13 protein-coding genes and 1 pseudogene are annotated in these 13,859 nt (G+C 39.0%); 9 read left to right on the plus strand and 5 right to left on the minus strand.

The genetic code is table 11. From position 1 onward, the window contains the following. Positions 1 to 77 precede the first annotated feature (77 nt). From FAY30_RS10755 to FAY30_RS10770, 4 genes are read left to right on the plus strand one after another with little or no spacing between them, the layout of a single operon-like run. The gene (locus FAY30_RS10755) at positions 78 to 1,667 is read left to right on the plus strand and encodes a spore germination protein (protein ID WP_149869879.1); all 1,590 of its coding nucleotides are present in this window, start codon (positions 78 to 80) and stop codon (positions 1,665 to 1,667) included. Then, on the plus strand, positions 1,667 to 2,872 hold the full coding sequence (locus FAY30_RS10760) for a Ger(x)C family spore germination protein (RefSeq protein ID WP_190284866.1): 1,206 nt from the start codon (positions 1,667 to 1,669) through the stop codon (positions 2,870 to 2,872). The genes FAY30_RS10755 and FAY30_RS10760 overlap by 1 nt, the downstream gene beginning before the upstream one ends. Positions 2,873 to 2,895: 23 nt before the next feature. Continuing rightward, complete coding sequence (locus FAY30_RS10765; RefSeq protein ID WP_149869881.1) at positions 2,896 to 4,002, plus strand: GerAB/ArcD/ProY family transporter; 1,107 nt, start codon at positions 2,896 to 2,898, stop codon at positions 4,000 to 4,002. Positions 4,003 to 4,048: 46 nt separating this feature from the next. After that, positions 4,049 to 5,158 carry a GerAB/ArcD/ProY family transporter gene (locus FAY30_RS10770; RefSeq protein ID WP_149869882.1) on the plus strand — a complete coding sequence of 370 codons (1,110 nt, stop codon included), beginning with the start codon at positions 4,049 to 4,051 and terminating at the stop codon, positions 5,156 to 5,158. On the opposite strand, the gene FAY30_RS10775 is transcribed toward FAY30_RS10770, so the two are convergent. From FAY30_RS10775 to FAY30_RS10785, 3 genes are all read right to left on the minus strand, one after another. Next, positions 5,153 to 6,811 (minus strand): PAS domain-containing sensor histidine kinase, encoded by a 1,659-nt coding sequence (locus tag FAY30_RS10775; protein ID WP_149869883.1) that lies wholly within the window; start codon positions 6,809 to 6,811, stop codon positions 5,153 to 5,155. The two genes, FAY30_RS10770 and FAY30_RS10775, sit on opposite strands and share 6 nt — an antisense overlap. Positions 6,812 to 6,979: 168 nt before the next feature. Then, the gene (locus FAY30_RS10780) at positions 6,980 to 7,483 is read right to left on the minus strand and encodes a GNAT family N-acetyltransferase (RefSeq protein ID WP_149869884.1); all 504 of its coding nucleotides are present in this window, start codon (positions 7,481 to 7,483) and stop codon (positions 6,980 to 6,982) included. Positions 7,484 to 7,643: 160 nt separating this feature from the next. After that, complete coding sequence (locus tag FAY30_RS10785; RefSeq protein WP_149869885.1) at positions 7,644 to 7,796, minus strand: YpzG family protein; 153 nt, start codon at positions 7,794 to 7,796, stop codon at positions 7,644 to 7,646. Between the two features lie 210 nt (positions 7,797 to 8,006). Here FAY30_RS10785 and FAY30_RS10790 point away from each other — a divergent pair, with 210 nt between their 5' ends. From FAY30_RS10790 to FAY30_RS10800, 3 genes are all read left to right on the plus strand, one after another. Continuing rightward, positions 8,007 to 8,456, plus strand: coding sequence for a MaoC family dehydratase N-terminal domain-containing protein (locus FAY30_RS10790; RefSeq protein WP_149869886.1), 450 nt, complete (start codon positions 8,007 to 8,009; stop codon positions 8,454 to 8,456). After that, positions 8,453 to 8,863: a MaoC family dehydratase gene (locus FAY30_RS10795; RefSeq protein ID WP_149869887.1), complete on the plus strand. Its 411-nt coding sequence runs from the start codon at positions 8,453 to 8,455 to the stop codon at positions 8,861 to 8,863. Before FAY30_RS10790 ends, FAY30_RS10795 begins: the two co-directional genes overlap by 4 nt. Before the next feature lie 111 nt (positions 8,864 to 8,974). Next, the gene (locus FAY30_RS10800; RefSeq protein WP_149869888.1) at positions 8,975 to 9,748 is read left to right on the plus strand and encodes an SDR family oxidoreductase; all 774 of its coding nucleotides are present in this window, start codon (positions 8,975 to 8,977) and stop codon (positions 9,746 to 9,748) included. A 391-nt stretch (positions 9,749 to 10,139) separates the two neighbouring features. On the opposite strand, the gene FAY30_RS10805 is transcribed toward FAY30_RS10800, so the two are convergent. Beyond that, on the minus strand, positions 10,140 to 10,895 hold the full coding sequence (locus FAY30_RS10805) for a flagellar motor protein MotB (protein ID WP_149869889.1): 756 nt from the start codon (positions 10,893 to 10,895) through the stop codon (positions 10,140 to 10,142). Next, positions 10,879 to 11,676: a flagellar motor stator protein MotA gene (motA, locus tag FAY30_RS10810; protein ID WP_149869890.1), complete on the minus strand. Its 798-nt coding sequence runs from the start codon at positions 11,674 to 11,676 to the stop codon at positions 10,879 to 10,881. Before motA ends, FAY30_RS10805 begins: the two co-directional genes overlap by 17 nt. 368 nt (positions 11,677 to 12,044) lie before the next feature. On the opposite strand from motA, the gene FAY30_RS10815 reads away from it, so the two are divergent. Continuing rightward, positions 12,045 to 12,887, plus strand: coding sequence for a CheR family methyltransferase (locus FAY30_RS10815; protein WP_149869891.1), 843 nt, complete (start codon positions 12,045 to 12,047; stop codon positions 12,885 to 12,887). Positions 12,888 to 12,897: 10 nt separating this feature from the next. After that, positions 12,898 to 13,824: pseudogene (gene cheB, locus FAY30_RS10820) on the plus strand (chemotaxis-specific protein-glutamate methyltransferase CheB); the annotation flags it as partial. Positions 13,825 to 13,859: the final 35 nt, after the last annotated feature.

Genomic DNA, 13,859 nt, shown 5'->3' on the forward strand with positions numbered 1-13,859 from the left:
ATTACAGATGACGTTGGGTAAAATAGCCAAAAGGAATTTGATGAAATGAGGTGGAGCTTGTGTCGATTTTATCAAATATGTTGAAAAAGAAACAAAAAAAGAGACAAAACGATAATTACCGGCAACAGCAAGACCCTCAAAAACCGGAAGAATTATCCGTTCTCAGGAATTATAAAGACAATTTAAACAGAATTAAAGGCGAGTTGGGAAACAGTACGGATCTGGCCTTCCGCGAATTTCAATTTAACCGGATCAAAGGGTTTTGTATTTATATGGATGGCTTAGCGGATCAAGAAATGATCAGTGACTTTTTTATGGAATCTTTATTAAAAGGTGATATCGACCTTACACTTCATGATGCCTTTCAATGTTTAGCTGATAAAGTGGTAAGTATAGGGAATATTCAGATTATTACGGACTGGAATCAAATTTATGATAATCTGCTGTACGGAAATTCCTTGTTTTTTTTAGATGGCTATTGCAAAGTAATAAGCGTCGAAACAAAAGGGTGGGAAAAGCGCTCGATCACCGAACCTTCCACCCAATTATCGATTCGCGGTCCAAAGGATTCCTTTACAGAAACGCTACGAACAAATACCGCTTTAATCCGCAGAAGAATTACAAGTCCAAATTTGTGGTTAGAGACAATGAAAATTGGCAAGGTATCACAAACGGATGTAGGAATTATGTATCTGAAAGGAATTGCGAATGAAAAAATTGTTCAAGAGGTAAGGGAACGATTAAATAGAATTGACATAGATTCCATCCAGGCCTCAGGCTATATTGAACAGTTGATAGAAGATCAATCCTGGTCAACCTTTCCGACTACGTATCATTCGGAACGTCCGGATGTTATCTCATCACATATTCTCGAAGGACGGGTTGCGCTGCTTGTGGACGGGACACCGTTTGTTGTATCTGCTCCGGCAATTTTTATTCAATTTTTTCAGGCTCCGGATGATTATTATTCACGGTTTGATATCTCAACGGGAATCCGGTTATTAAGAATATTGTCCTTCTTTATTGCTTTAATTGGGCCGGCATTATATATTGCGATGACCACCTTTCACCAGGAGATGATCCCAACTTCGATGGCAATTGCGATTGCAGCCCAACGTGAAAATGTTCCATTCCCTGCATTTATTGAAGCATTAATCATGGAAATTCTCTTTGAAATTTTAAGGGAGGCCGGCTTGCGTTTACCAAGAGCGGTTGGGCAGGCTGTTTCGATTGTCGGCGCCCTTGTGATTGGTCAAGCTGCAGTCCAGGCAGGGATTGTGTCACCTGTTATGGTTATCGTTGTCTCGCTAACGGCGATTGCCAATTTTGCAACACCAAGCTTTGCCATGGCGATTGCGGCAAGATTAATCCGCTTTGTCCTAATGGGTTTAGCGACGGTATTGGGTTTCTATGGGATCATGTTAGGCCTGATGTTTATGGCGATTCATTTATGCTCACTAAGGTCATTTGGGATTCCTTACATGATGCCATTAGCACCATTTAATATTCATAATCAACAGGATGTGTTTGTCCGCTTTCCGATCTGGGCAATGAAAAACAGACCGATGTTTATTAGTAAAGGAAATATCGTAAGATCTGGGGGGAACCAAAAACCAAGCCCACCGAAACCGGAGGACAATAATCAATCTTCCAACGGTGAATCATGATGAGAAAAGTAGTTGTGCGCTCTTTCATGTTTGTCCTTTTACTGCCAATCTTAAGCGCCTGCTGGAATCAAAAGGAATTGACCGATTTAGCCTTTGTCATGGCAATCGGAGTTGACAAGGGGGAAGAGAAAAAGTTTAATGTTTCCTTCCAAATTGTGAATCCCGGAAATGTGTCATCCGGTCAAAATGGCGGGGGGCAGGGTTTGCCAATTGCTGTTTATAAAAGTTCAGGGGATACCCTTACGGAAGCTGCCAGAAATGCTACAAAACAAATTTCGCGCCGGTTGTATTACTCCCATACGAACCTAATTGCGGTAAGTGAAGATATTGCAAAGGATGGGCTACTTTATATAATGGATGCATTGGATAGGGATCCAGAGTTTCGAACGACCACCCAGCTTGTTGTCACGAGAGACACTTCTGCGGAGGTATTGGTTGCATCCCTTGCCAATCTTGATAAAATGCCTGTTAATAAGATTACCAAAGAGATTAAAGCAACAGAAGCGATGTTAGGAGAAAATACGAGTATCAATATCGACGATTTCCTGGCCGGACTTGTTAGTGATGGCAAAGAGCCGATTGTCAACGGCTTTAAATTGACCGGTAATGATAAAATGGCTGGGGAACTCAAGGATTTGCAGCATACAAGGGCAGATTCGGTGCTGAAAGCAGATGGTTTAGCTGTTTTTCGAGAAGGAAAATTAGTAGGCTGGATTGATAATAATAACGCACGCGGAGTAATCTGGATTTTGGATCGGTTGAAAAGCACGGGTGTAAACGTTACATGGAAAGGAAAAAAAAGTGCCATAACTGTGTCTCCTATCCGAAGTAAAACAAGGGTTTCGGTTAAGATTTTGAAGGGAAACCCCGTCATCTATATAGCAATTGAAAATGAGGGCTGGGTGAGCGAGGCAAATACTGATATCGATTTAACTGATCCAAATGAAATATTGAAAGTTGAAAAGCTAACTGGACAGGAAATCAAGCGGGAAGTTTTGTCATCAGTGAAAAAAGCACAAAAAATGAAGAGCGATATTTTTGGGTTTGGTGAAAGACTTCACAGGAAGAATCCAACCCTTTGGAACCAACTGAAACCCAATTGGAATGACCATTTCGCTGAGCTTGAAGTGCATGTAAAGGTTGATTCGTATATCCGCCGTGAAGGGATTCGCACTAAGCCGTTTTGGTCTGATCTTAATAATTGACCCTGGGAAAAGGGGATAACAGAATGGAAAAGGCAAAAATCAAAGCATCCCAATTGTTTATACTAGTGGTCTTATTTGAAATGGGCAGTGCTCTTCTATTTATTCCCGGATTTCAAGCAAAACAAGACGCATGGCTTGCTATTTTGTTAGGCTTAGCTGGCGGATTGGCGTTAGTTCTCATTTACTACCGGCTATATACGTATTACCCTGATCTCCCATTTACGAGTTATGTTCAGGAAATTACCGGGAAATGGATTGGCAGGCTGCTTAGCCTATTGTATATCATCTATTTTATGTACTTTGCTACAAGGGTATTGCGTGATTTTGGTGAGTTGTTAACGACAACCATATATTTCAATACCCCACTCATCGTTATCAATTCGTTAATGATGCTGACGATTATTTATGGTGTCCATAAAGGGATTGAAGTGATTGCAAGAATGGGGGAGCTGCTTTTCGGTGTCATTTACCTTATGGCATTTGCCGGTGCCGGTCTCATTTTATTTTCAGGAATCATTCATCTTGAATATCTGCAACCAGTGCTAGAACATGGATGGAGGCCAATCTTCATCGCATTTCTTAGGGAAACAAGTGCACGGCCGTTTGGAGAAATGGTTGTCTTTTGCATGCTGCTTCCCTATTTAAATGATCAAAAAAAAGCGAAAGCCGCTTGTTTGGGCGGGATCATCTTAGCAGGAATCAATGTGGCAATTACAGCTGCTATTAATGTCGCGACGTTAGGGGTAGATTTATTTCTGCGCTCCAATTTCCCCTTGCTCACTACGATTGGTAAAATTCAATTGGCTAATTTTATTGAGCGGCTGGACGTATTATTTATCATTTATTTAGTTATTGCCGGGTATTTTAAAATTTCGTTGTTTTTTTATGCGGCAGTAATCGGAGCCACAGACCTTTTTAAGTTTAAAACTCATCAGAAGCTGAGTTTTCCGTTTGGATTAATTATCCTTTTTGCGTCGATTACAATTGCCTCGAATTATGCAGAACATCTTAAAGAAGGATTAGAGACGGTGCCCATTTATGTGCAATGGCCATTTCAAATTATCATCCCATTTATCTTGCTGGTCATTGCCTTTTTTCGTAACCGAAAGAAACAAATAACAAGCTCTTAAAGAAGCCTGTTCTTATTGATCGACCCTGGGAAAAGGGGATGAAGTAATGGAAAAGGCAAAAATCAAAGCATCCCAACTGTTTATACTTGTGGTCTTGTTTGAAATGGGAAGTGCTATTCTTGTGGGTCTCGGGGTATCAGCAAAACAAGACGCATGGATCGCCATGTTATTAGGCTTAGCCGGCGGTTTAGTCTTATTTCTCGTTTATTATCAGCTATATAAGTATTACCCTGATCTCCCATTTACAAGTTACGTACAAAAAATTACTGGGAAATGGATTGGCAGGCTGCTGGGCTTGTTGTATATCATCTATTTTCTATATTGTGCGTCAAGGGTATTGCGTGATTTTGGTGAATTGTTAACAACCACTATTTATTTTAATACACCGCTCATTGTAATAAATTCCTTGATGATATTGACGATTATTTATGGTGTTCATAAAGGGATAGAAGTGATTGCAAGAGTAGGGGAGTTATCTTTTGGCATCATCTACCTTATGGCAATTGCCGGCTTCAGTCTCATATTATTCTCGGGAATCATTCATCCTGAATTTCTTCAACCAATGTTAGAAAATGGATGGAAGCCCGTGTTAATCACGTTTATTAGGGGAACAATCACTTTTCCGTTTGGGGAAATGGTTGTCTTCATTATGCTGCTCCCCTATATAAATGATCAAAAAAAAGTAAAAGCGGCCTGTATGGGCGGAATGATCTTGGCGGGTATTAATGTGACGATAACAGCTGCCATCAATGTTGCTACACTAGGGGTAGACTTATTTCAGCGCTCGAATTTTCCTTTGCTTACCACGATTGGGAAAATTCAACTTGCTAATTTTATTGAACGGTTGGATGTTCTATTTGTCATCTATTTAGTCATTGCCGGATATTTTAAAATTTCGCTGTTTTTCTATGCAGCGGTGATTGGGACTGCAGATATATTTCGGTTTAAAAATCACCAGAAGCTGAGTTTTCCTATTGGATTCGTTATTTTGTTTGCTTCGATTACGATTGCCTCGAATTATGCAGAACATATTCAAGAAGGGTTAAGAGTGGTACCGGTATATTTGCACTGGCCATTTCAGATTATCATACCGTTCCTATTACTTATCATTGCCATTTTCCGCAATCGAAAGAAAAAAACAACAAGCTCATCATAAATGAGATTGTTGTTTTTTTGTGTGATCCTGACTGATTGGCAAAGATAGGTGAACTGTGGTTCCTTGATTCTTTTGACTTTCAAAACGAATAGACCCTTTGTGTGATTGAACGATTTTAAAGCTTACTGTCAGACCTAAGCCCGTCCCTTTTTCCTTTGAAGAGTAAAATGGTTCGCCAATCTTCTCTAATCTTTCCTTTGAAATTCCGCAGCCGTTGTCTTTCACGGTAATGAAAACCTGACTATTCTCTGACAGTTCCACCCCAATTGCAACGGTGCCGCCCTTGAACGATGCTTCAATTGCATTTTTAATAATATTGATAAATAATTGCTTAAGCTGATTTGGTTCGCATTCAAGATAAATCTCTTCCTCAGGAAAAATAGACTCGATTTGAACATTATAATAAATCGCTTCGGTTCTTAATAACGAGATGACATCATTCAAGAGCTTCTGAATGGCTGCACTTGTAAATTTAAGATGCTGTGGTTTCGCAAGCAGAAGGAGCTCGTCAACAATGTGATTGATTCGATTTAATTCGTCTAACATGATTTGATAATACAACTGATGCTGCCCGTCATCTACTTTTAAAAGCTGAACAAAGCCTTTTAAAGAGGTAAGGGGGTTGCGGATTTCATGGGCAACACTGGCAGATAATTCACCGACAACTGAAAGTTTTTCTGTTCTTCGTAAACGTTCTTCCGTTTTCCTTAAGGCGGTGACATCCCTGCCATACCCAATGATTCCGGTGACATTACCGTCAACAATGATGGGCAGTGATGTACATTGTAATGTGATTTCTTTACCGGTTGCATGTGGGATGTTTATTTCATACATAACCGGCTTTACCTCTTCAACAACAATGGAAATAAAGCGCGGCAAGAATCTTTTATACTTGTTTGGTATAAAGTCTTTTGCGTTTTTTCCAATGATATCTTCCCGAGCGAGACCTGTGATTACATCAAAATGCGGGTTAAGATTGGTGATCCTTCCATCCAAATCCAGCATATAAACAATATCCGGACTATATTCAAAAAGTGATTTATATTGCTGCTGGCTTTCGGCCAATTGTCGAGCCATTACCTTTTTTTCAGTAATATCCCTTCCGATAATTACTAAACCTTGTCTTGAACCATCGGCATGAAAAAGCGGTACTTTAATGGTATCAAATATTTTCACTGAACCATCAGGAACGGGAAGGAACTCCTCAATACGGGTAATTTCACGATTTTTCCATGTCTCTTCATCAGAAATCTCACAGTATCTGAGAGCATCAGCGTAGTAGTCCGAATACTCAGCCAATTCCGAATCCTTTTTACCGCGATAATCGACATGTTCAAGCTGAAACAATTGCAAGCCAAAATCATTTGCTTCAATCCATCGTCCTTCGCCGTCTTTGAAATTAACAAAGTCAACCATGGAATTGATTAACGTGGATAATCGGTTCTGATCTTCTCGGGATTCCGATAATTCTTGCTTCTTATTAAGGAAAAAATAGATAAATCCTCCTGTGACAACAACATAAAAAATTTCTTTCGAGCGCTCTACAAATGGTATAAGGGAAGCAGGGACAAGCTGTTGAATTAAATAATTTGATCCGTATATCCAAATAAAACTAGTGATAAGATAAAGGATAACTAGCTTTTTTTTCTCCATTGAAAATCTCCAGTTCTTTCAAGAAAACGATGTGTTCTTGAATAGTTGAAAATGATTTACTTCTATTGTATATAGTACTAGATATTGAATTATATTGGAATAAAGCAATCTGGAAAAAACAAAAAAGGCAGTGGAAATTGTGAGAGCAAAATCACTGCTTTTCTTTAGCTATATAATTCGTTTTCCCAGGATTAGCAAATCCCTTTCAATCCCATCCAATTCGGCTACATTTGGGAGGTGTGCCCACTTTTCAAATCCAAAGCTGTTGAAAAGTTTAATACTTGGTTCATTATGTCCAAAGATAAATCCAAGTAGAGTCTTGATTTCAAGCCTTGGGCAGGCATCGATCGCTTTTTGGATAAGAAATTTCCCAAGCCTCTTTCCGCGGAAATCTTGATGAATATAAATACTGATTTCTGCGGTATGTTGATAAGCGGGTCGCCCGTAAAACGATTGAAAGCTTACCCACGCGCAAATCACGCCATTTGATTCTACGACCCATAGTGGACGAAAAACGGGAGAATGATTGTTGAACCATTGCATCCGGCTTTCTACCGATACTGGCTCTAAATCGGCTGTAACCATTCTGTCAGGAATCGTTGAATTATAAATATCAATTATAAGTGCCATATCATGTATTTCTGCATCCCTGATGGTGATATCTTTAAACATCGTTTTACTTCACTCCAATAAATCATGATGGTTATGGTTTTTATATTATAGGGCAGAGGGATCAATTACAATAAGAAATTTCAGTCATTTTGGAAAAAGAAAGACCCTTTCTCGAAATTGCATCGAGAAGGGGCCATTTTTCGTTTCTATGCCAAGACTTCTACCAGCGATGTGCCTTGGCATTGCTCCTTAAGATGATTGTGTTTTGCGTCATTTGCGTTTGCCCGTTCACCTGTGATTTTTGGCGTTTCGGCCGTGTAAAGGGGTGGTGAAATAACTCAGAGTGCGGATCTAAATGATCTTTGTAGCTCATCTAAAATCACCTCATCATAGGATACTTTGAAACGATGATATTCGGAATGAATATCACTCTTATCATTTGTAAAAAGATGAGGAATTAAACTAGGAAGATAAATAAAACTTGTGTTATCTGAAATTTCAGAATAAAATTGTGGTAACATTCCAACCGGTAGGGATTTTTTGAAGCAGTCCCGCAAACAAAGTGAAATGAGGTGCTGGACAATTGTTTAAAGATCTAATAGGGAAACAATCGAGTAAGGTGAAAAATGTCGTTGAGAGGGGTGCCGTAAAGAAATTTGCGGAAGCCATCGGCGACCTTCATCCTATCTATTTTGATGAGGATACTGGAAGACTTTCAAGATATAAAAACAATCTTGCACCACCGACATTTCCAAGGGTATTTGACTATGGTGTGATCGAAGGCTTTCATCTGCCAGATAAAGGATTGATCCACGGCGAAGAATCATATCATTATGAAAGACCATTAATGGTTGGCGAGGAAGTTTACTGCTATTCCATCGTAAAAAAGTATTCTGAGAAAAAAGGCAGCTTTGGCGAAATGGGATTCCTTGTACTTGAAAGCTTTGGTGAAGACTTAGATGGGAACACCATTTTCAGTTCCACCTCAACGATTGTCATCTCTGAAGCTGTAAAGAGGGGGATGAAGAAGTGAGTATACTTTCACAGTTAAAGGTTGGAGAGCCGGTAAAAGAAATACAACTTGAGCCTGTCTCTAGAATGGATCTGATTAAATATTCCGGTGCTTCCGGTGATTTTAACCCGATTCACACAATAGATGAAGAAGCGAGAAATGCTGGCCTGCCGGGAATCATAGCCCATGGCATGTGGACGATGGGGAATTTAGCGAAGCTGTTTACCGATTATTATGAGGATGGATTTATTCAGGATTACTCGATTCGCTTTAAAGGCATGGTATTTTTGAATGATGTGATCACGCTTCAAGCGACATTAAAAGAAAAGCAGGACAACAAACTACGCTTTCAAGTCCAAGCGGTTAACCAACAGGGGAAGGTAGTGTTAAAGGGTGAGGTTTTGTTTCGCCAATATGAAATGGAATGAACCATTTATTTTTGAAAAAAATTAATGGCGGAGACAAACAAGTGCACAAGCAGGCAATTGCCAGAAACGAACCTAAAATATCATTAAACATTTTATTTAGGGGGAACGTTGATGCATGTGAAACAGCTGTTTGATTTAACCGGTAAAGTTGCGATTGTCACAGGCGGCGGCAGAGGGCTTGGACTGCAAATTGCCGAGGGTTTTGCGGAAGCAGGGGCAAACGTGGTCGTGTGTTCAAGGAGAGTGGAAGCCTGTGAGGAAGTATGCGCAGGATTGAAGAAGCTCGGAGTTGAGAGCATGGCGTTAAAATGTGATGTCACCAACCCGGAGGACGTTAGAAATGTGGTTGAGCAAACAAGGGAGAAGTTTGGCCGGATCGATATTCTTGTGAACAACAGCGGTGCATCATGGGGAGCCCCGGTGGAGGAGATGCCGTTAGAGGCCTGGCAAAAGGTGATGAATGTGAATGTCACGGGCACTTTCCTCATGTCACAGGCAGTCGGAAAAGTAATGCTTGAGCAGAAATCCGGAAAAATAATCAATATTGCCTCTGTGGCCGGCTTAAAAGGCATCAACCCGAAATATATGAATGCCATCGGATATAACGCCAGTAAAGGTGCAATGATCACATTTACAAAGGATTTAGCAGTAAAATGGGGGCCGAAAGGAATTTATGTGAATGCGATTGCCCCGGGCTTTTTTCCAACGAAAATGTCTAAAGGCATTCTTGAGCATGGCGGTGAGGCAATACTTGAAGGAACCCCACTGCGGAAATTTGGCTCGGATACCGACCTTAAGGGGGTTGCATTATTTTTAGCAGCACCGGCATCAGATTTTGTGACCGGAGAGGTCGTGGTTGTTGATGGCGGGGCGCATGCGATGTAAAGGAAAGCGGGTTGCATTCACCGCGAGGAGAAAAAAGAAGCATAAGTGGTAAATGAAAAGAGGTTACATGAACCGAAGAGAGGAAAAAGGAGTTCAAGTGGTAAATGAAAAGAGGTTACATGGACCGAAGTGAGGAAAAAGGAGCTCAAGCCGTAAATGAAAAGAGGTTACATGGACCGAAGAGAGGAAAAAAGAGCTCAAGTAGTAAATGAAATGGTGTTATATTAACATAGGAAAGGTAAAAATATAATACCCTCAATGAAAAAGGGAAAGCCGCTAATTGAATGAAGTTATCCGCTAATAGAGTATAGTTATCCGCCAATCAGCCCCGCCATCCTATACAAAAAAAAGGCCAAGTGCTCCATTATGGAGAACCTGGCCTAAATCATATCTAGCTATTTCTTAAAATAACAATATTCACCCGGCGATTGGCTTGTTTATGCTCTGCCGAATCATTCGGAAAGATAGGTTTGTACTCTCCAAATCCCACAAATTGCAGTCGTTCTTTGGTAACATTTTTTTCTTCAAAATAATGAAGGACACTTACCGCTCTTGCAGAGGAGAGTTCCCAGTTGGATGGAAATGTTGAATTTCTTATTGGAACATTATCAGTATGTCCTTCAATACTGATTGGATTTGGAACCGTATTGATTAATCCTATGATAGCATCTAAGGTGTGATAGGAACTTTCTTTAAGATTTGCTCTTCCAGGATCAAAAAGAATGACTTCTTTAAAGGTAATTTCAACCCCACGTTTTGTGTCCTGCAGGGAAACATCAGCTTGAAGTTGATTATCCGCAATGTATTTTTCTATTCGACCTTTCAAATCCAATAGCTCTTGATCCTCTATATTTTCCTCAGCAGCTTGTGCCTGCTGCTGTGGTTCATTAGGTGCTTGATCAGAATGTTCCAAATCAGATGGTTTTACAGATAATCCTGTGGTATTGCTTTCAATTTTGGTCCCCGTTAATTCAGACTTGAAGGATTCCATAATCGACATGAATTTTTGTTTATCCACAACACTCGATGCAAATAAAACAATAAATAATGCTAGTAATAATGTCATGATATCCGCATAGGGAATCAGCCATGATTCATCAATATGTTCTTCATGTTCATCATCAAAATGTTTACGCCGATTTTTCATAAGATTTATCCTCTAACGATTTATCAAACTTTCTCCTTTCCTTTGGAGAAAGGTGCGCAGATAATTTCTTTTCGATTGCACTAGGTGAAAGTCCTTGAGAAATAGCAAGTAAGCCTTCAATAATTAGAAGTTTAATATCTTGTTCTTGCTTAGAAATTCGTTTTAATTTATTGGATAGTGGATGCCATAATACATAACCAGAAAAGATACCGAGAAGGGTTGCAATAAATGCTGCTGAAATAGAATGGCCCAGTTTTTCAACATCATTCAAATTTCCTAATGATGCAACAAGTCCAACTACAGCCCCAAGAACTCCAAGAGTAGGAGCATAAGTACCTGCCTGAGTAAAAATTAACGCACCCGTTTTGTGTCGCTTATCAACGGCGGCTACTTCATCCATTAACACTTCCTCAATGAATTCGTAATCATACCCATCAATGATCAATTCAAGTCCTTTTTGGAAAAAAGGATCTTTGGAATTGGCGGCCGTTTCTTCAAGTGCAAGGATCCCTTCTCTTTTCGCAATCCCTGCACATTCCACGAAAGCAGTAATTTGATCAGCCTTTGATGGAATTTTTGGTTCAAAAAAAGCAATCCTAAAAAGGCTAGGGACTCTCTTCAATTCACTAAATGGAAAGGCGATCATGACTGCAGCGATTGTTCCACCGAAAATAATTAATAATGCAGCAGGATTGTTTAATGCAGTTAGGGAGGCACCTTTTAAAATCATTCCAAAACCTATCGCTAGTAAAGCTAACAAAATCCCAAAAATACTGGACATTTTTTTCTCCTTCAAATCTTAAATTGTATATTGTCATTTTACGTCAAACAATACCATTCGACAATAAACTTTTTTGATAACTGGATATTTTGAACTGCTTATCAAAATAAAAAAATCCAAATTTCGATGAAATGAAGGAATGAATCAAGTATAATAAAAATAATAAAGTTATACCGCTTTAGAAGTAGATAGATTAAATAAAAACTCAATCCAGTACTTGCTAGTACTATTTTAATTGACTCTAAACAAAAAATTCTATAATTTTATTCTATTGGAATTTATTGTGTAAATAACTATTAATTGTAATCTTTGCTATATACTAAAGGCTTTTTTGCATTCAATACAAAAAGGCAGCATAGGGTGATAACATGCAAGAAAATGAACTAGTGAGATTAAGTCAAATGATTTACGACTACTGTGGATTGCATTATAAAGATCGTCTTTCTTCACTTAGAGAAAAAATTTCGAAGAGGGTTTTGGAGCTCGGAGTATCATGCGGTGAATATTGCTGCTACCTGCACCGAACTCCATCGGAATGGGAAGTTCTGGTGGAACTTTTAACGATTAATGAGACTTACTTCTATCGAGAAGAAGGTCAATTAAATGAGTGTTGTTCAATAATATTGCCGATGTTAAAAAAGGAAATAAGACACCGTCCAATTAGGATATGGAGTGCAGCTTGTTCCACTGGCGAAGAGCCATACACACTTGCCATGCTGATTCAAGAGACAGGTAATTTTCCAATCGGAACAGTTGAGATAATTGGAACTGATATTAACAAAAAGGTAATTAATAAAGCCGAAAAGGGTTGGTATCATAAAAACTCATTTGCTTTTCGAAGAATTCCAGAACATCTTCTGAAAAAATATTTCAATGTTGAAGATGGAGGTTATCAAATTAATGCAACTATAAAAAGAATGGTTCGATTTCAAGAAGTAAATCTACTTAACAATAATGCAATTTCTGCATTAGGAGAAGTGGATATTATCTTCTGCAGAAATGTTCTGATCTATTTTGATCATGAAACAATTAAAAGCGTAATTCGTATTTTACATAAGAATTTAAAGCCTAATGGGTACTTGTTTCTTGGACATGCTGAATCAATTACCGATTTGGCATTAGGCTTTCAAAAAGTAGACTCAACTAAGACTTTTTATTATCGAAAGGAACCTGATCAAGATGAAACGCTTCGGAGTATTAGTGGTCGATGACTCTGCTTTTATGAGAAGGGCAGTTAGTCAAATACTAGAGGAAGATCCTAAATTCATAGTGGTAGGAATCGCGAGGAATGGGAAAGAAGCGGTTGAAAAGGTTCAAAGGTTGAAGCCTGACATTGTTACTATGGACGTTGAAATGCCAGAGATGAATGGTATAAAGGCATTAGAGCAAATTATGAAGGTTTCTCCAGTTCCTATAGTAATGTTGAGTTCACATACAGGTGAGGGGGCCAAGGAAACATTACAATCTCTTGAGTTTGGGGCTGTGGATTTCTTTTTAAAGGAAAATTTATTGAAGAATCCTTTAGATAAACATCAGACAACTGAGTTTTTACAGCGTTTAAGTGCGATTGTAAACGGAAAACTTCCATCTATTGCACCTTATAAACAATCACAAACTAAAAAAGTAACAAAGAGAACTCAAGGAAAGTTTGAACTTTTATTTATCGGATGTTCTACCGGGGGACCTTCCGCATTACAAAAAATTCTTCCCTGTTTTCAGAAGGATTTTCCAATTCCTATTGTTGTTGCACAGCACATGCCACCAAAGTTTACAAAACCATTGGCCGATAGAATGAATACACTGTGCAATTTAAAGGTAAGTGAAGCACAACATGGACAAGAATTATCAGCGGGCTCTGTTTATATTGCACCATCTGGTTATCAAACACGGTTAGAAAAACGGGATGATGAATCTATTGTTTTTAATATTGACCATCAAACAGATGATCAAGTTTTATATAAGCCTTGCATAGATATTACGCTATCCTCGGTTGCACCGATTTTTACTAACCGATTATTAGCCGTAATCTTAACTGGGATGGGAGCTGATGGAATGCAAGGGTGTGGTTTAGTAAAAAAATATGATGGTACCGTTTTAGTCGAAGCTGAGGAATCTTGTATTGTTTATGGAATGCCCAAATCGGTTTATGAAGCTGGTTATGCGGACGGGCAATACAAATTAAC

Source organism: Bacillus sp. S3, from assembly GCF_005154805.1.
In the GTDB taxonomy this organism is placed as follows: domain Bacteria; phylum Bacillota; class Bacilli; order Bacillales; family Cytobacillaceae; genus Neobacillus.

What these genes read in the sequence shown, in the direction of transcription:
- FAY30_RS10755 (WP_149869879.1), top strand. Translation starts at nt 78, where the DNA reads ATGTTGAAAAAGAAACAAAAAAAGAGACAAAACGATAATTACCGGCAA.
- FAY30_RS10760 (WP_190284866.1), top strand. Translation starts at nt 1,667, where the DNA reads ATGAGAAAAGTAGTTGTGCGCTCTTTCATGTTTGTCCTTTTACTGCCA.
- FAY30_RS10765 (WP_149869881.1), top strand. Translation starts at nt 2,896, where the DNA reads ATGGAAAAGGCAAAAATCAAAGCATCCCAATTGTTTATACTAGTGGTC.
- FAY30_RS10770 (WP_149869882.1), top strand. Translation starts at nt 4,049, where the DNA reads ATGGAAAAGGCAAAAATCAAAGCATCCCAACTGTTTATACTTGTGGTC.
- FAY30_RS10775 (WP_149869883.1), bottom strand. Translation starts at nt 6,811, where the DNA reads ATGGAGAAAAAAAAGCTAGTTATCCTTTATCTTATCACTAGTTTTATT.
- FAY30_RS10780 (WP_149869884.1), bottom strand. Translation starts at nt 7,483, where the DNA reads ATGTTTAAAGATATCACCATCAGGGATGCAGAAATACATGATATGGCA.
- FAY30_RS10785 (WP_149869885.1), bottom strand. Translation starts at nt 7,796, where the DNA reads ATGAGCTACAAAGATCATTTAGATCCGCACTCTGAGTTATTTCACCAC.
- FAY30_RS10800 (WP_149869888.1), top strand. Translation starts at nt 8,975, where the DNA reads ATGCATGTGAAACAGCTGTTTGATTTAACCGGTAAAGTTGCGATTGTC.
- FAY30_RS10805 (WP_149869889.1), bottom strand. Translation starts at nt 10,895, where the DNA reads ATGAAAAATCGGCGTAAACATTTTGATGATGAACATGAAGAACATATT.
- motA (WP_149869890.1), bottom strand. Translation starts at nt 11,676, where the DNA reads ATGTCCAGTATTTTTGGGATTTTGTTAGCTTTACTAGCGATAGGTTTT.
- FAY30_RS10815 (WP_149869891.1), top strand. Translation starts at nt 12,045, where the DNA reads ATGCAAGAAAATGAACTAGTGAGATTAAGTCAAATGATTTACGACTAC.